The organism is Xanthomonas axonopodis (assembly GCF_001304695.1).
GTDB classification, from domain to species: Bacteria; Pseudomonadota; Gammaproteobacteria; order Xanthomonadales; family Xanthomonadaceae; genus Xanthomonas; species Xanthomonas axonopodis.
In genome coordinates this window covers 1-20,692 of record NZ_JFAQ01000087.1, presented here as the reverse complement: position 1 = coordinate 20,692, position 20,692 = coordinate 1, and the positions used below count along the sequence as shown (strand labels likewise).

Here is a 20,692-nt window from a genome sequence, read left to right as displayed (position 1 = left end):
GGGGCCGACGAAAGAAAGGCGGTGAACGGATCGGACAGCATGACAGTGCCGAAAGTTGCTGGCGTTGTCATCCACTGGCTGAATCAGCCTAGCGCCGGGCCCGTAGCAGATTGTGAACGGGACCGTACCTTGCGCCTGCACGCCGCATGGGCCAGAGACGACACAGCCCCGCGCGATGCACGGGGCTGTCGTTGATTGGCATTGCGATGTAAGCGGCCGAAGAACGCCGCAACTGGTCGATCATTGGTCTACCGACACCAGCGGGACCTGCCCGAGTCGAACACACCTAAACCGCGGGGCTGGTTCGAGCATCGATCGCAGACACGCCCCGGCAGTCGCCCGATCGTCTGTTGCCGACTCAGGCGGCGACGCCAGCGCCTGCAGCCTGCCGATCGGCGTGATACGAAGAACGCACCATCGGGCCCGAGGCGACATGACTGAAGCCCAGCGCGTTACCGTAGTCTTCCAGCGCCTTGTATTCCTCCGGTGTCCAGTAACGCATCACCGGATGATGGTGCGGCGTCGGCTGCAGATACTGGCCGATGGTGATCATGTCCACATCGTGCGCGCGCAGGTCGCGTAGCGTGACCTGCACCTGCTCCATCGTCTCGCCCAGCCCCAGCATGATGCCGGACTTGGTGGCGATGGACGGATGCTGCGCCTTGAAGCGCTGCAACAGCGTCAGCGACCACTGGTAGTGCGCGCCGGGGCGCACATTCGGGTAAAGGTCTGGCACGGTTTCGATGTTGTGGTTGAACACGTCCGGCGGGCTTAGCGCCAGGATTTCCAGCGCGCGGTCCATGCGGCCCTTGCCGCGGAAATCCGGGGTCAGGATTTCGATACGCGTGTTGGGCGAACTGGCCCGGATCGCCGAAATGCAGTCGACGAAATGCTGCGCGCCACCGTCGCGTAGATCGTCGCGGTCCACGCTGGTCACCACCACGTACTTCAGGCCCATGTCGGCAACGGTGGCGGCCAGGCTGGCCGGCTCGCTCGCATCAGGCGGCTTGGGCCGGCCATGTGCCACATCGCAGAATGAGCAGCGCCGCGTGCACACCTCGCCCAAAATCATGAAGGTCGCGGTGCCGTGGCTGAAGCATTCGTGGATGTTGGGGCAGCTGGCTTCTTCGCAGACCGTGACCAGGCGGTTTTCGCGCAGCTTGGCCTTGAGGTTCTGCACGGCATTGCCGGACGGAATCCGTACGCGGATCCACGACGGTTTCCGCAGTACCGGCACATCGACGAACTGCACCGGCGAGCGATTGATCTTGTCGCCACCGATCTGCTTGACGCCGGTCTGCAGCGGCGCAGGCGCGGCGGTGTCGCCGGAGACGACCTGCAAGGGAATGGAACGGGCGATAGGCTGGGTCATGACGATACGGGCGCTCAGGCCGGAAGCGAAAGGTCGGGCAATGCGGAAACGGGCTGCAGCACGAGGCCGAACTGGCGCGCCAGCTGGTCGAGCAGCACCGCCTTGACGGCATCCATCCCGGAGGGGCCGCCCAAGTCTAGCACCGAGGTCATCTGCAGCCCCTGGTAGCCACATGGGTTGATGCGGTGGAACGGTTCAAGGTCCATCGCCACGTTGAACGACAACCCGTGGAAGGTGCAGCCACGCCGCACGCGAATCCCGAGCGCGGCGATCTTGGCCCCGCCCACATACACGCCAGGGGCACCGTCACGGCGCTCGGCCACGATGTTCCACTCATCCAGCGTATCGATGAGCGCCTGCTCGACCTTGCACACGTAATCGCGTACACCGATCTTCAGCCGACGCAGGTCCAGCAGCGGGTACACCACTAATTGGCCAGGGCCGTGGTAAGTGACCTGCCCGCCGCGATCGACATGCAACACCGGAATCTCGCCCGGTGCCAGCACATGCTCGGGCTTGCCGGCCTGGCCCAACGTAAATACCTGCGCATGCTCGACCACCCAGACCTCATCGGCCGTGTGCTCATCACGCGCATCGGTGAAACGCTGCATTGCACGCCACACGGGCGTGTAGTCCTGCTGGCCGAGGTCGCGTAATTGCGCAGGCAGGCCAGCCGTAGAGCTGCTCACACGCTCGGCCGCTACAGCGTCCACTTCACTTCCGGATGATCGCGCAGCGCCTGGTGTGCAGCCTCGAACTGCGCGCGGCTTTCGGCGCGGAAGCCGATCTTGACCGAGACATACTTGCCGTTGGAAGAATGCTTCCAGCTCACGCTCTCCTGCAAGAGCTCCACGCCGGTGGCGGCAAGCAGGCGCGGAAGCTCGGTTTCCAGCCCACGCTCAGCCGTGCCCATGGCGCTGAGCTCGAAGGTGCCGGGAAACTGAAAGCCGTGATCGGGGTTGTCGGTGCTGATATCCATCCGCCCATTATCGGGCCGGCGATGGGCAAACCCAAGCCTCTGCAAACCGATCGACTCCCCTGGCTCGTCTGTAGCGTCACCATGCGAGCGGCATCGCGCTTTCCGAAAATGTGACGCAACCGACCGCAGCCATGGGCGGTTGGCGACGCGGTCGCGAACCCAAGCGGCAAAGGTTGCAGGCACGACCGCGCACTTCACATGGCGCAGCAGAAGACGTAGGCATTTTTCCTCCATCCAGCTCTCCTGCCCAGCCCCTCCATGCTCCGACCGCGCGCGTTGTCTGCTGCCTTGCTGCTTTGTCTTTCCGGGCTGTCGCTGCCGGCCCTGGCGGCGGATCAGTGCGATTCCAGCCGTCTTGGGCGCACGCCGCCTGCGGTGAACTTCCGTGTGGATAACGACTTGTTCGGCGGCGAAGATCAGGATCAGGGATATTCCAACGTTGCAGTGCTGACGCTGGTGTCGCCCAATCTGGTCGATTACACCGACAACCCGTGCCTGCCGCGGACTGCGCGGTGGGTCAACAGCTATCTGGAGCGGCTGCACCCGGGCGAGTTCGACCAGCAGAACATGGTGTTTTCGATCGGCCAGGCGATCTTCACCCCGACCGACTACACCCGCCGCGACATCATTCCGGACGACCGCCTGTATGCCGGCATCCTGCTGGCGAGCTTCGGCTACAACGCGCGTAACGATGCGCATCTGCGCACCACGCAGCTGCAGGTCGGCGTTGTCGGTCCGTGGGCGTTCGCGAAGGAAGCGCAGGATGCGATCCACGATGCGCTTGGGGACGAGAAATTCCAGGGTTGGGACAACCAGCTGCACAACGAGCCGCTGATCAACCTGGTGCACGAGCGCATGCATCGCTGGCCAGCCGATGCCAGCGGCAATGCCGGTGGGTTCGGCTGGGATTTCATTTCGCATTGGGGCGGCGCGATCGGCAACATGGCCACGCACTTGAATGCCGGCGGCGAGGCCCGCTTTGGCTGAAAACTGCCGGATGACTTCGGCAGCACCCCCACCCGACCCGCGGGCGAAAACACCGCCCCCAGCCGGCTCGGGCGTGCCAGCGGTTGGTCCGGCCACCTGTTCGTCACCACCGACGCGCGCTGGGTGATCCGCGACATCACGCTGGACGGCAACACCTTCCGCAACAGTCACAGCGTGGACAAGCGGCCGTTCGTCGGCGATGTGGGCTACGGCCTGGCGGTGATGTACGGCCGCTGGAAATTCGCCCTCGCCCGCTACCAGCGCACCCGCGAATTCAAGACCCAGCGCGAAACGCCGGTGTATGGCAGTTTTACGATCAGTCGAATGCTCTGAGAGGTGGGATTGGGGAGTCGGGATTGGGGAGTCGTAGGAGCGGGCTGCTGGCGATTCGCTGCTGCTCTGGCTTTTACCAATCTCGAATGCCGAATCCCCAATCCCAGCAAAGAAAAGGCCGGCTTTCGCCGGCTTTTTCTTTGGATCACTCCGATTCCCACCACATCCAGAACGCATCCCGGAGGCGCTTAAAGAATCCACCCTCTTCGACGGCGTTGATGGCGACCAGCGGGGCCTGGGCGATGACCTTGCCGTCCAGGCTGACCTTCACGGTGCCAACCTGCTGGCCCTGCTTGATCGGTGCCTGCAGGTTCTTGGGCACTTCCATGCTGGGCTTGAGGTCGTTGTAGCGGCCGCGCTGCAGGCTGACCAGCAGCGGCTGTGCCACGCCGAGCTGCACTTCGTCCTGCTGGCCCTTCCAGACCTTCTGCTTGGTGACGACCTTGCCAGGCGCGTACAGGCTGTGGGTTTCGAAGAAGCGGAAGCCCCAGTTGAGCAGGGCCAGGCTATCGGTGGCACGCTGTTCTTCGGAGCTGTCGCCCATCACCACCGCGATCAGGCGCTGGTCGCCACGCTTGGCCGAGCTCAGCAGGCAGTAGCCGGCTTCAGAGGTGTGACCGGTCTTGATGCCGTCCACGGCCGGGTCGCGCCACAGCAGCCGGTTACGGTTGCTCTGCTTGATGCTGCCAACCTGGAATTCCTTGATCTTGTTGTAGGCGTAAGTCTCCGGGTAATCGCGCACCATCGCGCGGCCCAGCATGGCCAGGTCGTAGGCGGTGGAGTGATGCCCTTCGGCGCTCAAGCCGTGCGCGTTGACGAAGTACGAATCCTTCATGCCGATCTTGGCGGCATAGCTGTTCATCAGCGAGGCGAAGGCTTCTTCGCTGCCGGCCACATGCTCGGCCAGCGCGATGGCGGCATCGTTGCCGGACTGAATCGCCATGCCTTTTTCCATGTCTTCCAGACGCGCCGTCTGGTTGACCGGGAAGCCGCTGTAGCTGCCGTCGGTGCCCGCGCCGCCTTCGCGCCAGGCGCGTTCGCTCATCATGACCTGGTCGTCGCGCTTGACCTTGCCGTTCTTGATCTCGGCGGCGACCACGTAGGAGGTCATCACCTTGGTGATGCTGGCCGGCGCCAGTTGCTGGTGGATGTTTTCACCGGCCAGCACCTGCCCGGTAGCGTAGTCCATCAGGATCCAGGACTTGGACACGGCCGGTGCGGGCGCCGGGGGCACCGGCAAGGCGGCCGGGGCGGCAGCCGCGGCAGGAGTCGGCTGCGGCGCAGGTGTCTGGGCGCAGACCAGGCCGAAGGCAAAGGTGGCCACGGCAGCGGCGGCGAAGCGGAATTTCATTGAAGAACGACTCCTGACGGGCCCGAAAACTGGGCAATGCGAAATTGTAAGGCGCCACGGCGATCAGGGCGACGCGTTGCAAGATGCGAGCGCTTGCGCAGTTCAGCGATGGCGCCACGCTCGCGGCGCCTGAGGCGAGCTGCCGGAGGCGCCACGCACTGCTTAGGCGTCGCTTGAGCGACCTTGGAACAGGCTGTGGCGCTCCGCGGTTGGCTGGATGCAACAGCGCGATGGGTATCGAAGTGCACGAGACATATCGATTTCGGCCTTGGCCGCGCCCGCGCTGCGGAGATGCAATGTCCGCCAGCCAAATCTGGCTCGCCCCAGCCGTTCCGTCAAAGCCGATGCAGCCGGCGCGCGAGCGCCTGATGCGCTGGTGGCTGATTGGCTAACGGAATCACCGGCTCTTGCGCTTGACCACGATGACCTGGGTAGCTGGCGCGCGAACGACTCATGCGCTCGCGCTTAATTAGCTGACGCAGTAACCGACTCGCCCGCCGCTAATTGGCCACGATCTGCGGGCGACCGAAACCGAGACCGGCGATACGCTGGGCAATCTCCGAGGCATTTGCATAGTCGCGTGCATTCACGCGTAACCGCCACAGCGTGCGGCCGCCACTGACGATGTCGCTGACGCTGGCGCCGGCAATCCCGGCCGCGGCCAGTTGCGACAGTGCGCGATTGGCGTTTTCGCGGCTGGCGAAACTGGCGACCTGCAGCAGGATGTCGCCGAGCGCAGCTTCGGCCACGCTGGGTGCCTTGGCGGGCGCTGGCTCGGCCTTGAGGTGGCGCGAGGCAGTGCTTTCGGACGGCTTGACCGCCGCAACCGCAACTGGCGGCGCCACGGCGGGTACGGCCGCAGACGCTGACGCGGCCGGCCGCGGGGCCGCAGTGGCTGGCCTGCCGGTGGCCACACGTACGCCCTGCGCCTTCATCCAGGCATCGAAGTTGTCGGCGTTGCCGGGTTGGCGCGAGTCTGCAACGCGGTAACGCCAACGCTCGCCGGCCGCAGTGACCTGCGCGCCGGCAGTGGATGTCGCGGCGGACGTGGCAACCTCCGCGCCGGCACCGGTGGCCACTGCACGCGGCGGCACGGTGCGGGTGGGCAGGCGCTGCACCAGGTCATCGATCTGACTGGCGCTGGCAGCCGGCCGCGCCGTGGCCACGGCGGTACTCACCGGTGCCTGGCCACTGCGGCGCTTGGCGAGCAGATTGCCGTTGTCGGCTTCGGTCAGGCCGCGGACTTCGACATTGCCGGTGCCCTTGTCGGTGATGCCCAACTTCACAGCCGCGGCGTAGCTCAGATCGATCACGCGGCCGTCGTGGAATGGGCCGCGGTCGTTGACGCGCACCACCACCGACTGGCCGGTGTCGGTGTTGGTGACCAGCGCAAAGCTGGGCAGCGGCAAGGTCTTGTGCGCAGCCGTGAAAGCGTACATGTCGTAGACCTCCTTGTTGGAGGTCAGCCGGCCATGGAACTTGTTGCCGTAGTAAGAGGCGGTGCCGCGTTCGACATAGTCGCCGGGGTTGTCCATCACCACATAGCGCTTGCCCAGCACTTCGTACGGCGAACGATTGCCCACCGCCGAGCGCGGCTCGTTGGTGACCAGCGGCTCGGGGATGCAGGCCACATTGGGCACATGATCGGGCGTGGAGTCTTTCACGCCGGGCTTGTACAAGCCGCCAGCGGTGTAGTCGCCGCGCGTGGACGGATCTTCCTTGGCGGGCGCATACGGCGAGGTGGACGGGCAACCGGTGGCGACATACGCCGGCCCCTTGCCTTCGACCTTCACCCCCTTGATCGCGCCGCTGCCGTTGCCGCCGGCGGTCTTCTTCGGTGCGCTGCTACAGGCCGCCAGGCCAAGCATCAGCGCCATCGGGATCAGCCACTTGGGGCCTGCAATGCTGTTCATGCCGGGGGTAACTCCTTGCCGGCGATGGCCTCGGACAGCTGGAACACGGCCATCGCATACATCTTGGAACTGTTGTAACGGGTGATCGCGTAGAAGTTCTGGAAGCCCAGCCAGTACTGCTTGCCGTTGGCGTCGTCCAGGCTGATCGGGGTGGCGGTGCTGCCGGCCACCACCGGTGCGCTCGGGTGATATCCGCGCGCCGACAGGTCCGACAGCGTGTACACCGGCGACCAGTCGGTGGGATTGAATTCTTCGTGCCCGGCGGCCAGCGTGGCCGGTACCGCGACCTGCCCGCCACGCACCCAACCGCCCTTCTTGACGAAGTAATTGGCGATCGAGGCGAACACGTCGTTGTAGTCGGTGAACAGATTGCGCTTGCCGTCAGCATCGCCGTCCACGCCGAACTGGCGATAGCTGGAGGGCATGAACTGGCCCATGCCCATTGCGCCGGCATAGCTGCCGATCAGGGTGGTGACGTCGAGTTGTTCTTCCTTGCCCAGCGCGAACAGCTGGCCGAGTTCATCGCGAAAAAATAGTTCACGGCGCACTTCGCGTTCGAGCGTGGCCGGGTCGCCGCTGCGCGGATAGTGGAACGCCAGCGTGTATAGCGCGTCCAGCACGCGGTATTTGCCGGCGTTGCTGCCGTAGCTGGTTTCCACCCCGATGATGGCGACGATGACCTGTGCCGGCACACCGGTGGCGGCCTCGACCTTGCTCAACTCGGCGCGGTGTTCGGCGAGAAACTGGCGGCCGCCGTCGATGCGCGCCTGGGTGATGAACATCGGCCGGTATTCGTTCCACGGCTTGACCCGTTCGGCCGGACGCGACATCGCAGTGACAATGGCGTCCTTGAATTGCGCCTGCGCCAGTACCGCTTCGATCTGCGCGGCATCGATGCCGTACTTGGCCGAGGTGTCGCGCACGAAGTTGGCGCGGGCAATTTCGAACGGTACCGGGGTCAGGTCGACTGGCGGAAGCGCAGGGGCCTCGGCGGCGGCGCTGGCTGGCGGCGCTGACGCCGAAGGCACAAGCGGCGGCTTGGCCGGCAGCGCGCTGGCAGCCCGCGGCGGGGACGGAGGGCTGGGCTGGGTCGCGCAGGCGACGAGGCCAAGGGTGAGCAGGCAGGTCAGGGGGCGTTGAATCATCGGCCGAGGGTAACAGACATCAGATGAACTTCTGACAATAAGGCCATGAAAACGAAGAACTTCGATCAATGTCAAGGCCCTCTGCAGCATGCCGCCTCCTCCACGGCGGACCGGCCGGTAGTCCGCGGCGGCAGCTGAAGAGCGCTTCCCAGGGTCTGCGGCTGGCAGGCGTCGCAACACCGCCGCCTTGCGCACCCAGAGGAGGCCGCTATCGTCGCATGGCCCTGCCGATCGGGCCGGGCCAAGCTCGGCGTCGGCATCCTTCTCGCGGGACACGGGCTGCGTTCCGGCAGCCGGCCTGCGCTGCTGCGCAATGAGCTTTCGTCAGCGACGCAACCGGCGAAGGCCGCGTCGCACCGCTCATAGATCGGGAAACTGCGAAGCGCCCGGGCAGGTCGGCACCGCACCGTCGAGCTGGACTGCATTGGTCACCACGTCGCTGCCGCTCGGCGTCAACGCGCTATTGCTCAGGCCGATCCGCGCATTGCTGGTGGTATTGCCGAGGTTGTCGGACGCCACGTTCGCCAGCACCAGATCGAGCGGAGCGCTCGCATCGGCGCCCTGCAGGACCCATCCCTTACCGCCGCGCCCGCCGACGCTGCGCAAGCCATCGACAACGATCCTGCGGAAGGTCGGGACGTTGCCGCTGCGGGCGCTGTCGTAGAACGGATTGATCACCAGCGGGCTACTCACTCCATACAGGCAGGTGTTGCGATAGGTCACCAGGTCGACCGCACCTCCCTTGGCCAGGCTCGTTTTGATGCGCAGCCCATTGTTGTCGGTGCTGCGATTGCCGTCGTCATCGGTGGATACGATGACGTTGTTGTCGACCAGCACGTTGCTGACACCGGACATCAATTCGCTACCGATCGAGATGCCGTGGGTGCCATAGAAGCGCGAATTCAGCACGCTGATATTGGCCGACCTGGAAGCAATGGTCTTGATTGCCACGCCGTCATCGCCGCTCATCACGTCGCTGTCCTGGATGGTGGCATTAAGCACACTGTCCAGGTCTAGCGCGTCGGTATTGGGACTGGTGGCCGGCGACTTCACGCGCACGCCCCAGATGGTCAGGCCGTCGACGATATGCGCAAAGAAATGGAAGGACGGTGCATTGACCAGGTTGATGTCGTAGAGCGTGAAAGCGCTGGCGTTCTGCAGCTTGACCAGGTCCGGGCTGTTCTGCACCTGGCCGGCGCTTTTGGCGGCCTCGCCGAACTCCCACCACGTGGTGGTCTTGCCCAGCATGGGCAGGTCGCCGCGGCCATCGATGGTGCCCTGGTGGCCATTGCGGCGCACCCCCATCACGCCAGATCGAGCGCCCTTGATGGCGATCAACGGCAGGCAGCCTCCGCTCCTGGAGCCTGCAGTACCGCAACCGCTGCCGTAGTCGGCCGGGTTGCGCGAGCCGTAGACGGTGACGCCTTGATCGACGACCAGTGTCACGCCAGCGGGGATCGACAACGGGCCAGTCAGAAAGGCGTCGCCGCTACCGGTGGTCAACCGCACGCTGCCGTGCATGCCGGCGCAACCGGTCAGCGCGGCCTGGATGGCCTAGGTATCGGGCGGCGCGCTTTCCAATGCCGGGTCGAATTGGCGATCGCTGGCGGTCCGACTGGCACGCAGCAGCTTGCAGGTGGCGGGAACGACCGGCTCGGACAGCGGACGGGAATCGCCGGTGGCGAGATCGATGACGGCGGCATGGCCGGCCAGCATCAAACAGGCACCGCCGATGGCGGTGGCGAGCAGTTTCATCAGGAAGATCACTCGAATGCTAAGGAACGTATCGCTTGCACGCCAGGATCGACACAGTCGCGCCAGCGCACGGACTCTATAAGCGCCCGGCGCATCTGGCTGCAGCGATGCGAATCGGCCACCGTGGCACCGAACCAGTTGCCCCCAGGAAGCAGGTCTTTACAGTCTCCTGCAAAACGCCAGACGCTGACGCGACGGCAAGGACGCTGGATCCAGAGCCCTCAGGTGGGACTGTTGATTCTCCGTCTGAAAGCCGACTGCCATCGCCGTCGATGCCGACTGAAGGGGCCATGGCGATGCACTGCATCTCCTAGGCGGCGCGCGGCCGACGATCACCGCGCTGGCTACCGCACAGGGATACGCTGCTGCGTGCCTTGCTCGACGTGACAGCGCTCAGCCACCGACACGCGCAGCAGCCCTTCCTGCCCTGGGCTGCCGCGTTGCCAGCAAAACGGGCGATGCGCAAATGGCATGGACATCTTCGAGCGCCTTATTTCAGTCGCTGCGAGCCTCGGTGCTTGAACAACATACGTTCGGGACGGCTCAGTAACCGTGCACCGGGCGATGCGACTTTACTGCCATGACCAAACCAAGGCCGGCCAGCAGCGACACCGCCGAAGTGCCGCCGTAACTCATCAGCGGCATCGGCACGCCCACCACCGGTAACAGGCCGGAAATCATGCCGCCGTTGACCAGCACGTAGACGAAGAACGCCAGGCCGGTGGCGCCGGCAACCAGGCGCGAATAAGCGTCACGCGCCTGCGAGGCGATCCACAGGCAGCGGCCAATGACGATCAGGTACAAGGTCAGCACGGTGGCCACGCCTATCCAGCCGAATTCTTCGCTGAGCACGGAGAACGCAAAGTCGGTGGTCTGTTCGGGAATGAAGTTCAGGTGCGATTGCGAGCCCAGACCCCAGCCCTTGCCGTTCAACCCGCCCGAGCCAATCGCGATCTTGGACTGGATGATGTTCCAGCCCGCGCCAAGCGCATCGTTCTCGGGGTTGAGGAACATCATGATGCGGTCCTTCTGGTACGGCCGCAGCAGCCAGAACCACGCCACCGGCGCAGCCACAGACACGCCGCCCACACCAACGGCCACCCACCACCACGGCAGGCCGGCCAGCAGCAGCACGAACACGCCGCTGGCAGCAATCAACACGCCGGTGCCGAAGTCAGGCTGCAACATGATCAGCGCAGTGGGCACGCCGATAATCACGCCGGTCACCAGCACGGTGGAAATGCGCGGCGGCAGCGGCATGCGGTGCAGATACCAAGCCGCCATCATCGGCAAGCTGATCTTGAGGAGCTCGGCCGGCTGCAGGTAGAACACTTTCAGATCCAGCCACTGCCGGCCGTATTTACCGGTGCCCAGCGCGAAGACCGCCAGCAGCGGCAGCATCGACAAGCCGTACACCCATGGTGTCCAGGCGCGCAGGCGCAGCACCGACATGCGCGAAATCCCCCACATCGCCGCCGCCCCGATGATGAAGCGGATGCCCTGCGCCAGCATCAGGTGTTCGCCATTGGCAGTGCCGCCGGCGCTCTTGAGCACCGACAGGCCGATGGCCATCAGCCCGCCCAGCGCCAGGCACAGCACCCAGTCCAGGCTGCGCGTGAAGCGCGCGGCCATGTCCACCAACCAGCGCAGGATGTCGCTCAATGGTCGGTCTCCTGCACCGCGTCCGGCACATCCGGCACGACCGGTTGCGCGGGGGTATTGGGGTCCAGCACAACGGCGCTCTGGCCGATCACCACCGGCAGTTCGTCCAGCGTGGCAGCGGCAGCGTCGCCGGCTGCGCGCGCGTCGGTGACGCCGGCTTCGAACTGATTGACGCCCACGGCGGTCATACCGAGCTCGCTGTCCAGCGGCTCCAGACCGGCGGGCATCTTGCCCAGCAGCCACGCATCGAAGATCTTGCGTGCGATCGGCGCCGCCGAGCTGGTGCCGAAACCGCCGCCTTCCACCGCCACCGCCACCGCGATGACCGGGTTGTCGGCCGGCGCGAAGCCGACGAACAGGCCGCGGTGGCGCAGGTGCAACGGCAGGCTGCGCGGATCCACCGCCGCCACGCCCTTGCGGCTGACCACCTGCGCGGTGCCGGTCTTGCCGGCCATCTGATACGGCGCACCCGGGGTGATCGCATAGCCGGTACCGCCCGGCCGCATGGTGTCCATCATGCCCTCGCGCACCACCTGCAGATGCGCCGGGTTCTGGCTGATCGGCTTGCCGGGCGGCTGGATCATCGGCTCCCAGGGATGATCGAAACCGGTGCGCTCTTCCAGCACCAGGTGCGGGCGCAACAGCAAACCGCTGGCAATCGCCGAGACGCCGCGCACCAGCTGCAGCGGCGTGACCTTCCAGTCACCCTGGCCAATGGCGATGTTGACCGTGTCGCCGGGATACCAGCGCTCCTTGCGCGTCTTGTACTTGTAGGCCGGCGACGGCAGGATGCCGCCGATTTCGCCCAGTAGATCCACCCCGGTGGGCTGGCCGAAGCCGTATTCGCCCATGTAGTGGTCGAAGCGCTCGATGCCCATGTCCACCGCCAGGCGGTAGTAATAGGTATTGACCGACTGCGCGATCGACTTGCGCAGGTCGGTCCAGCCATGCCCGCCGCGGTGCGAATCGCCCCACCCGCGGCTGACGCCGGGCAGGTAGAACATGCCGGTGGACAGCACCCGGTCCTCGGGCCGGCGCAGGCCGCTGTCCAGGCCGGCCAAGGCGATCAACGGTTTGAGCGTGGAGCCCGGCGCCACGCCACCGAGCACCAGCCGGTTGAACTGCGGCCGCGACGGGTTGTCGTTGAGCATCTTGAAATCGGTATGCGAGATGCCGTTGACGAACAGATTGGGGTCGTAGCTGGGCAGGCTGACCATGCCCAGGATCTCGCCGGTGCGCGGATCCATCGCAATCGCCGCGCCTTCGTGCTCGCCGAACGCGGCCACCATCGCGCGCTGCAGGTCGGCATCCACCGACAGCCGCAGGTCGGCACCGGACTGCGGTGCGACCCGGCCGACGGTGCGGATGGCGCGCCCCTGCACATTGGTTTCGACCTGCTCATACCCGACCTGCCCGCGCAGATCCTGCTCGTAGTAGCGCTCCAGCCCGGATTTGCCCATGTGGGTGAGCGCCGCATTGCCCTGGCCCAGCACCGCCAGGTCTTTTTCGTCGATCCGGCCCACATAGCCGATGATGTGCGCGAACAACGGGCCGTAGGGATAACGCCGGGTCAGGTACGGCTCCAGCTCCACGCCAGGGAAACGCCAGCGTTCCACCGCGAACCGCGCCATCTCTTCATCGCTCATGCGCAGCTTGAGCGTCACCGGCAGGAAGCTGCGGCGCGCGCGGCGCTCGCGGTTGAAGCGCTCCAGATCCTCCGGCGCGATCGGGATCACCTTGCCCAACGCGTCCAGCATGGCGTTCATGTCGGCGACCTTGTCGGGGGTCACGTCCAGGCGGAAGGCCGGCACGTTTTCGGCCAGCAGCCGACCGGTGCGGTCGTAGATCATGCCGCGCCCGGGCACCACCGGTTTTGGCTTGATGCGGTTAGCCTCCGAGCGCGTGGCGTAGACCTCGTGGTCGAGCACCTGCAGCTTGAAATACCAGCCGCCCAGGCCGACCAGGCAAATCACCACCATCGCAAAGCCCAGCACCGCGCGGCGGCGGAACTGTTCGGCCTCCGCATGCGGATTCTTGGGATGACGGCGCCCGTGCATGACTTACTTTTTGCTCCGCTTGCCCAGCCGCACCGCGTCCAGCACCACGAACAACGGCGGCCACAGCGCCATGCCCAGCAGCGGCGCCCACCAGTAGCTCCACGGCAGGGTAGGCTCGCCCACGGCCAGATGCACCGCCGAGGACACGATGCGGTCGTTGAGCAGCAGCCCACCAATGGCCAGCGCCTGCTGCGAGATCGGGAAAAAACGCATGCGCGCGCGGAAGCGCTGCAGGATGAAGGTCATGATCACCAGCCGCAGCGCCTGCTCGCCGAGCAGCCCGCCATACAGCAGATCAGCCAGCACGCCGGCCACGAAGGCCAGGCCCAGCCCGACCCGGTCCGGCTCCTCGATGACCCAGTACGCCAGCACCAACGCCAGCCAGTACGGCCGCAGCGGCTGCACCACCATCGGCAACGGCAGCAGCCCCAGGACCAGCGCGATGAAGATGCTCGCTGGCAGGATCCAGGTGTTGCGCATGCGGGTCATTGGTCCGTCTCCATTGGAGCCGGACGGGATTGGGGATTGGGGATTGGGGATTGGTTAGAAGCGGCCGCCTGTGCTGGTGCGGCGTTGCCGTTGCCGTTGCCGGTTCCAGCGTCTCCACTCCCTGAAGCCCGTGAGCCATGCGATGACGCTGCGCGGGAACCGCGGGTCTGGAGTTCAGGGCCGTTCGACCCAGGAGGACTGGCCGGCAGGCTGGCGTGGCCGCGTGATGCTGACGCTGATGCGCGGGCCGACTGTGCGCGCGGCGCGGTAACAGTGCTGGTGCCCGATGCCGCAGCAGCCGTCGGGCGCGCGGTATCGATCACTGCGTTGGAAATCCCGCCCACCGGCGTGCGTGGTGTGGCAGCCACCGGCGCGCTGGCGGCAGCCGCGCCGCCGTTGCTGTTATCGCTGTTGCGAATCCCAACTCCCGAATCCCCAATCCCGGCCCCCGGGACCACGCGCAACGGCTTGCCGGCACGCAGCAGCAACACATCGCGGCCGCGATCGAGCTTGGCGGCCGGGGTCAGTTCGCCGACCAGGAAGGCGTGGGTGTCGTCGGGATGCAACTCGGAGACCTTGCCGACCGGGAAGCCGGCCGGGAAGCGCCCGCCCAGGCCCGAGGTGACGATTTCATCGCCCACCTGCACGCCGGCACTGAGCGGGATATCGCGCAGTTCCAGGCGGTCGCCACGCCCGTAGACGATCAGCCGCACGCCATTGCGCGCTACGCTGACCGGCACTGCGTGGTCGGGGTCGGTGAGCAGCAACACGGTGGAATGCAGCGGGGTGACTTCGATCACCTGCCCCATCAGGCCGCCGGCATCGATCACCGCCTGACCCAGCATCACACCGTCGCGGCCGCCGGCGTCCAGCAGCAAGCGTTGGCGCGTCGGATCCAGATCGATGTTCAGGATCGGCGCCAGTTGCACATCCAGACCGCGGCGCTCGGCCACGTTGAGCAGTTCGCGCAGTTGCGCGTTGTCCAGGGCCGCGGTTTGCAGCCGGGTCAGGCGCGCATTGGCGACCAGCAGTTGATTGCGCAGATCCCGGTTCTCTTCCACCAGCTGGGCATGCGTTGCAGCGTTGTCACGCACCTGCGAGCCGATGCGTCCCGGCAGCCCGGCCACCGCCCAGATCGGCTGGATCAGCAGATTGGCCTGCATGCGCACCTGGCTCAGCCAACCGCCGCGGCTATCGAGCGCAATCAGCACGACGGCCAGCACCAGGTAGACCAGCAGGCGCAGCGTGGAGATGACTTCGCCCGGACGGGAGGCGACGGGAGGACCGGCGTAGGAGGGCACTTTAAGGCCGGGATCTGAGATTAGGGATTGGGGATTCGAGGAGCAGCTCGCTGCCCCCGGTACGACTAAGCGTTAGACAAACAGGGCTGCACCGCAATCGGTCAAGGCCGAAGGCCGGGACACGCTTTGCGAATCCCGAATGCCGAATGCCGACTCCCTAATCCCGAACGCTTCACTCCGGCGCGAAGAACTCGTTGCCATGCATGTCCACCAGCTCCAGCGCCCGGCCGCCGCCGCGGGCCACGCAGGTGAGCGGGTCGTCGGCCACCTGCACGTGCAGGCCGGTTTCTTCGGAGATCAGGCGGTCCAGGTCGCGCAGCAGCGCACCGCCACCGGTGAGCACAATGCCGCGCTCGGCCACATCGGCGCACAGTTCCGGCGGGGTCTGCTCCAGCGCCAGCTTCACTGCCGAGACGATGCCCGACAATGGCTCGTGCAGCGCTTCGAGCACTTCGTTGGAGTTGATCTTGATCATCTTCGGCACGCCCTCGGCGAGGTTACGGCCGGAGATTTCCATCTCCTGCACCTCGTCCTGCGGGTAGGCGCAGCCGATCTGCAGCTTGATGCGCTCGGCCGTGGCTTCACCGATCAACATGCCGTGGTTACGCCGCACGTAGTTGGTGATCGACTCATCGAAACGGTCGCCACCCACACGTACCGACTGCGAATACACGATGCCATTGAGCGAGATCACCGCCACTTCGGTCGTACCGCCGCCGATGTCGATGACCATCGAGCCGCGCGCCTCGGTGACCGGCATGCCGGCACCGATCGCTGCCGCCATCGGCTCCTCGATCAGATAGACATCACGCGCACCGGCCTCTTCCGCAGATTCCTTGATGGCGCGGCGCTCGACCTGCGTGGAGCCAGCCGGCACGCACACCAGCACGCGCGGGCTGGGGCGCAGGAAGCGCGATTTGTGCACCTTCTTGATGAAGTGCTTCAGCATCGCCTCGGTGTAGGTGAAGTCGGCGATGACGCCGTCCTTCATCGGGCGAATCGTGGTGATGTGGCCAGGGGTACGACCGAGCATCTGCTTGGCCTCCGCACCGACTGCCGCCACCGAGCGGGTGCCGCCGATTGCGCGATCCTGACGCACCGCGACCACCGACGGCTCGTTCAGCACGATGCCCTGTCCGCGCACGTAGATCAGCGTATTGGCCGTGCCCAAATCGATGGACAGGTCGTTGGAGAACATGCCGCGGAGTTTCTTGAACATCGAGGGTGTCGTTCCTGGGTGAGTCGCGTGCCCGTCGCCAGACTGGCGAAATTTTGGGCAGAAAACGAAGTCGGCTAGCCTAGCAATCCCCCCCGGGGTGAGCAAGAAAAAATCGGCGATTTCGACCCCGTTTTCATGTGGCGGTCACGCCGGCCATGGCATGCGGTTCTGGCCCTGATCGGCCGCAGCCGTTACCCTTGTGCGCCGCGGCGCACGCGCCGTCACGCTGCCATGCCCGGCAATTGGCGGGTTTTCCCAACGCAAAGGCCCGACTCGATGTCCACACTGATCTGTGGTTCCCTCGCCTACGACACCATCATGGTGTTTCCGGACCAGTTCAAGAACCACATCCTGCCGGACAAGGTGCATATCCTGAATGTGTCGTTCCTGGTGCCGCGCATGCGCCGCGAATTCGGCGGCTGCGCCGGCAACATTGCCTACAACCTGCATCTGCTCGGTGGCGCGCCGATCCCGATGGGCACCGTGGGCCAGGATTTCGGCCCGTACCGCGAACACTTCGAAACGCTGGGCATCGACCTGTCGCGGGTGAAGATCATCGACGACCTGTTCACCCCGCAGGCGTTCATCACCACCGACCACGATAACAACCAGATCACCGCCTTCCATCCGGGCGCGATGATGCGCAGCTACGAGAACTACGTGAAGGATGTGCCGGGCGTGACCCTGGGCCTGGTCGGCCCCGACGGGCGCGAAGGCATGATCCAGAACGCGGACGAGTTCGCTGCCGGCGGCATTCCTTTCATCTTCGACCCCGGCCAGGCGATGCCGCTGTTCAACGGCCCGGAGCTGCGACAGTTCATCGAGCAGGCTCAGTACGTGGTGGTCAACGACTACGAATCGAACCTGTTGCAGGAACGCACCGGCTGGGACGAAAAAGACATCGTCTCGCGCGTGCAAGCCTACATCACCACGCAGGGCCCGAAGGGCGCGCTGGTGCATACGCCGGAGAAGACCTACGACATTCCGCCGGCGCATGAGCGGCGCGTGGTCGACCCGACCGGCTGCGGCGACGCGTTCCGCGCTGGCCTGATCTACGGCATCCAGGACGGCTACGACTGGTTGACCATCGGCCGCATGGGCAACCTGATGGGCGCGCTGAAGGTCGAGCACCCCGGTACGCAGAACCAGCGCTTCGACTTCGCCGAGTTCAACGACCAGTTCAAGCAGCAGTTCGGCTACGCGTTGTAAGCCTGGATTGGGGAGTCGGGACTGGGGATTCGCAAACGCAACGCTCCGGCGTTTTGAGGCCACGAAGAACCGCGCGATCGCGCGGTTTTTTCGTTTTGGTCGAGGCGCAAAAGGAACCACGCCGGCCAAGTTGCTCTTGCCAATCACCAATCCCCAATCCCGGCGCTTGCTGCACCGCGGTTTGAGCCGCGCCCCGGTTTATGCGTCACTGCCGCTCTGGCCCCGGGTAAGGACCGAGGATGCGCCACGCGTCGGAAGTGACTGTCGCCAACCTCCTGCAGGCCACGGCTGGGCCCTCGTCCGCTGCCGAGGCCGAGTCCGCGCTGCTGGCGCGCATGCGCCGCTTCCGCCAGATCGAACCGCTGCCGCCGGCGCTGGCGCGCTCGTGGCAGCGCTGCCTGGACGAGTATGGGCCTGAGTCCGGATGCTCCCCCGTCGCCGATGGTTCACGACGGCAGCGGGCTGCGCGAGCGCCAGCAGCGGCTCGAGGACGTGCTGCGCATCGCCAAGATGGAGATGGAGAACCTCTACGAGCAGATCGCCGGCGGCGGCTACGCCGTGGTGTTCGCCGACGCCGAGGCGACCTTGCTGCACAGCGTGCACGACCCGGCATTGCTGCGCGAATTCCGCCAGACCGGGCTGTTCTGCGGCGCCAGCTGGGCCGAGCGCTACCAGGGCACCAACGGGATCGGCACCTGCGCAGCGCGCTCGGCGTGCTCCGCGGCGAGCATTACCTGGCCCGGCACTTGCCGCTGTCGTGCAGCGGTGCGCCAATTCCCGATCCGCATGGGCAGTTGCTGGCGCTGGATGCGTCAACACCGGACGCCCGCGACACCAAGCTGGTGCAGCGCCACACCAGCGCGCTGGTGCGCATGTCGGCGGCGCAGATCGCACGGTCGTATTTCCTGGAGCAGTACCGGCAGGCATGGATCCTGCGCTTCCACAGCCGCCCGGAGTTCGCCGGCCTGCTGCACGAGGCGCTGATGGCGATCGGTGCCGATGGCTGCGTGCTGGCCGTCAACGAGGCGGCACTGGAACAGCTCGGCAAGGGCGACCGCAGCCTGCTGGTCGGGCGCGACATCTCGCAGGTGATGCAGCTGGACTTCGACATCGTGGAGCAGCGTGCGCGCAACGATGCCAGTACGCCGTGGTCGATCCGCTGCACCTGCCACGGGCGCCGCTTCTTCGCGCTGGCGCAGCCGCCGCGTCGCGCTCCTGTTGCTGGCGGCGCGCATGCCACCACCGCCGACAGCGGCGAGGCGGCTTACGCATGCGAACACGTCGGCTCCGATCCGCGCATGCGCCACAACCTGGACAACGCGCTGAAGCTGGTCGCGCATCGCGTATCGATCCTGCTGTGTGGCGCCACCGGCACCGGCAAGGAGGAGTTCGCCAAGGCGGTGCACCGCGGCTCGCCATGGGCGGCGCGGCCATTCGTGGCAGTGAACTGTGCGGCGATTCCCGAGGCGCTGATCGAGAGCGAACTGTTCGGCTATGCGCGCGGCGCGTTCACCGATGCCGCGCGCGAAGGCCGCCACGGCAAGCTGCTGCAGGCCAGCGGCGGTACCTTATTCCTGGACGAGATCGGCGATATGCCGCTGCCGCTGCAGACGCGGCTGCTGCGCGTGCTGGAAGAACAGAGCGTGACCCCGCTGGGCAGCGACCATGCAATGCCGCTGGAACTGCACGTGATTAGCGCCAGTCACCGCGACCTGGCGTAGATGGTGGCCGCGGGCGAATTCCGCGAGGACCTGTACTATCGCCTCAACGGCGTGGTGCTGCGCGAGGAAAACAGCGAGCGCGGCGTGCGCATCAGCGAAGATGCGCTGCACAAGCTGGGAGGTCTCAAGATTCAAGTGCAACACGTGATTTAAAGATGGCGAGTTCTTCTTGCATCGTCTCGCAGGGCGTTTCCCAGCCAAGGGTTTTTCAAAGAACGCGTATTCATCAGCAAGGCGATGTGATTGAGGTACTCCTGACTGACGCTGGACAGATCCGCCCCCTTGGGCAGGAACCTGGCGCAACAGACCGTTGGTATTTTCATTGCTTCCGCGCTGCCATGGTGCATGCGGATCGGCAAACCGCACGTCCAGGTTCAGCCTCTGCATCAGCTCGGCATAACAGGCCATTTCGGTGCCGCGATCATAGGTCAAGCGCGTTCGCATCGAGGCGGGCAATTTCTTCATCTGGCGGGTGAATCCTTCCAGGGCATCTGCGGCCGTGCAGCCGTCCATACGGCACAGCACGAAAAAGCGCGTCTTGCGCTCCACCAAGGTGCCCACGCAGGAACGATTGAACCCACCCTTGATCAGACCGCCTTCCCAATGGCCTGGAACCAGGCGCTGCTGCACCTCCTCGGGGCGGGGCACGATCCGCAGTTCCTCCGGCACCCAGGTGCGTTTGGCCGCGCTCGTTCGCCGCACTCCACGCGACGGCTTGCGCTGGCGCAACGCCTGGACAAGCTCCTTTTTCAAGCCTCCGCGCGGATGCGCGTAGATCGTTGCGTAGATGGTCTGGTGACTGACGCGCTGGGCAGGATCGTGCGAATGCATGGCCAGCATGCTTGGCAGCAAGCTGCTGGAGCGACCACCGCCACACAAGATGATCGCGCACCAGCTGGAATAACTGCGTTCCGGGGATGAGCCGACGTCGCCGAACACTATGCCGACGCCGCGCTGCGTAACGCCGGGACGCATCGCGTGCGCAGTAGAGCGTGCCCTCCTGCCTGGACAGCTCCCTGCTCAACGTCGACGAGCTTCTGCCCAGCAGCTTAGGGCAACGCTGATCAAGCCCCGTTCCCGCGTTTCGCGGGAGGTTGGATGCACATAGACGATGGGGCGCGTAGATCGCTTTGCCCATTCAGGGCAATCCCGGTGATCGAGGCCTCTGTTGGGAGGCCTCTGTGCTTCATGTGGGCAAC

Annotated in this window: 12 protein-coding genes and 4 pseudogenes; 3 read left to right on the top strand and 13 right to left on the bottom strand. The window is 65.5% G+C overall.

All coding sequences use genetic code 11. The features are described 5' to 3' along the window. Positions 1-358: 358 nt before the first annotated feature. Genes lipA through XAXN_RS08820 form a run of 3 tightly spaced genes read right to left on the bottom strand, consistent with a single transcriptional unit; the run spans position 359 to position 2,351 of the window. On the bottom strand, positions 359-1,372 hold the full coding sequence (gene lipA / locus XAXN_RS08830) for a lipoyl synthase (protein WP_054319263.1): 1,014 nt from the start codon (positions 1,370-1,372) through the stop codon (positions 359-361). Between the two features lie 14 nt (positions 1,373-1,386). Further along, positions 1,387-2,085: a lipoyl(octanoyl) transferase LipB gene (gene lipB / locus XAXN_RS08825; RefSeq protein ID WP_054319262.1), complete on the bottom strand. Its 699-nt coding sequence runs from the start codon at positions 2,083-2,085 to the stop codon at positions 1,387-1,389. Further along, the gene (locus XAXN_RS08820) at positions 2,073-2,351 is read right to left on the bottom strand and encodes a YbeD family protein (RefSeq protein ID WP_054319261.1); all 279 of its coding nucleotides are present in this window, start codon (positions 2,349-2,351) and stop codon (positions 2,073-2,075) included. Before XAXN_RS08820 ends, lipB begins: the two co-directional genes overlap by 13 nt. A 258-nt stretch (positions 2,352-2,609) precedes the next feature. Between XAXN_RS08820 and XAXN_RS08815 the strand changes: the two are divergent. Beyond that, positions 2,610-3,671: pseudogene (locus XAXN_RS08815) on the top strand (lipid A deacylase LpxR family protein). Between the two features lie 145 nt (positions 3,672-3,816). Here the strand turns inward: XAXN_RS08815 and XAXN_RS08810 are convergent. The 9 genes and pseudogenes from XAXN_RS08810 to XAXN_RS08770 all read right to left on the bottom strand — a co-directional run bounded on the left by XAXN_RS08810 (position 3,817) and on the right by XAXN_RS08770 (position 16,563). Further along, complete coding sequence (locus XAXN_RS08810; RefSeq protein ID WP_054319260.1) at positions 3,817-5,022, bottom strand: D-alanyl-D-alanine carboxypeptidase family protein; 1,206 nt, start codon at positions 5,020-5,022, stop codon at positions 3,817-3,819. A 500-nt stretch (positions 5,023-5,522) separates the two neighbouring features. Then, a complete protein-coding gene (locus XAXN_RS08805) occupies positions 5,523-6,935 on the bottom strand; it encodes a septal ring lytic transglycosylase RlpA family protein (protein ID WP_054319259.1) in 1,413 nt (470 codons plus the stop codon). Further along, a complete protein-coding gene (gene mltB, locus XAXN_RS08800; protein WP_054319258.1) occupies positions 6,932-8,080 on the bottom strand; it encodes a lytic murein transglycosylase B in 1,149 nt (382 codons plus the stop codon). The genes XAXN_RS08805 and mltB overlap by 4 nt, the downstream gene beginning before the upstream one ends. Positions 8,081-8,440: 360 nt before the next feature. After that, a pseudogene (locus XAXN_RS08795) lies at positions 8,441-9,835 on the bottom strand (glycoside hydrolase family 28 protein). Positions 9,836-10,378: 543 nt separating this feature from the next. Beyond that, positions 10,379-11,497 (bottom strand): rod shape-determining protein RodA, encoded by a 1,119-nt coding sequence (rodA, locus tag XAXN_RS08790; protein WP_054319257.1) that lies wholly within the window; start codon positions 11,495-11,497, stop codon positions 10,379-10,381. Beyond that, positions 11,494-13,554 (bottom strand): penicillin-binding protein 2, encoded by a 2,061-nt coding sequence (gene mrdA, locus XAXN_RS08785; RefSeq protein WP_054319256.1) that lies wholly within the window; start codon positions 13,552-13,554, stop codon positions 11,494-11,496. The genes rodA and mrdA overlap by 4 nt, the downstream gene beginning before the upstream one ends. 3 nt (positions 13,555-13,557) lie before the next feature. After that, positions 13,558-14,043: a rod shape-determining protein MreD gene (gene mreD / locus XAXN_RS08780; RefSeq protein WP_042821309.1), complete on the bottom strand. Its 486-nt coding sequence runs from the start codon at positions 14,041-14,043 to the stop codon at positions 13,558-13,560. After that, a complete protein-coding gene (mreC, locus tag XAXN_RS08775; RefSeq protein WP_054319255.1) occupies positions 14,040-15,344 on the bottom strand; it encodes a rod shape-determining protein MreC in 1,305 nt (434 codons plus the stop codon). The genes mreD and mreC overlap by 4 nt, the downstream gene beginning before the upstream one ends. A gap of 172 nt (positions 15,345-15,516) precedes the next feature. Continuing rightward, positions 15,517-16,563 (bottom strand): rod shape-determining protein, encoded by a 1,047-nt coding sequence (locus tag XAXN_RS08770; protein WP_003482734.1) that lies wholly within the window; start codon positions 16,561-16,563, stop codon positions 15,517-15,519. A gap of 276 nt (positions 16,564-16,839) precedes the next feature. Between XAXN_RS08770 and XAXN_RS08765 the strand changes: the two genes are divergently transcribed. Next, positions 16,840-17,772: a carbohydrate kinase family protein gene (locus tag XAXN_RS08765; protein WP_054319254.1), complete on the top strand. Its 933-nt coding sequence runs from the start codon at positions 16,840-16,842 to the stop codon at positions 17,770-17,772. A 239-nt stretch (positions 17,773-18,011) separates the two neighbouring features. Continuing rightward, positions 18,012-19,610: pseudogene (locus XAXN_RS08760) on the top strand (sigma-54-dependent Fis family transcriptional regulator); the annotation flags it as partial. Between the two features lie 7 nt (positions 19,611-19,617). On the opposite strand, the pseudogene XAXN_RS21060 reads toward XAXN_RS08760, so the two are convergent. Then, positions 19,618-20,538 (bottom strand): annotated as a pseudogene (locus tag XAXN_RS21060) (IS30 family transposase); the annotation flags it as partial. Positions 20,539-20,692 lie beyond the last annotated feature (154 nt).

Excerpts from the sequence above, each read along its gene's own strand:
- mrdA (WP_054319256.1), bottom strand. The coding sequence starts at position 13,554 with ATGCACGGGCGCCGTCATCCCAAGAATCCGCATGCGGAGGCCGAACAG.
- XAXN_RS08770 (WP_003482734.1), bottom strand. The coding sequence starts at position 16,563 with ATGTTCAAGAAACTCCGCGGCATGTTCTCCAACGACCTGTCCATCGAT.
- XAXN_RS08820 (WP_054319261.1), bottom strand. The coding sequence starts at position 2,351 with ATGGATATCAGCACCGACAACCCCGATCACGGCTTTCAGTTTCCCGGC.
- mltB (WP_054319258.1), bottom strand. The coding sequence starts at position 8,080 with ATGATTCAACGCCCCCTGACCTGCCTGCTCACCCTTGGCCTCGTCGCC.
- mreD (WP_042821309.1), bottom strand. The coding sequence starts at position 14,043 with ATGACCCGCATGCGCAACACCTGGATCCTGCCAGCGAGCATCTTCATC.
- XAXN_RS08805 (WP_054319259.1), bottom strand. The coding sequence starts at position 6,935 with ATGAACAGCATTGCAGGCCCCAAGTGGCTGATCCCGATGGCGCTGATG.
- XAXN_RS08810 (WP_054319260.1), bottom strand. The coding sequence starts at position 5,022 with ATGAAATTCCGCTTCGCCGCCGCTGCCGTGGCCACCTTTGCCTTCGGC.
- XAXN_RS08765 (WP_054319254.1), top strand. The coding sequence starts at position 16,840 with ATGTCCACACTGATCTGTGGTTCCCTCGCCTACGACACCATCATGGTG.
- lipA (WP_054319263.1), bottom strand. The coding sequence starts at position 1,372 with ATGACCCAGCCTATCGCCCGTTCCATTCCCTTGCAGGTCGTCTCCGGC.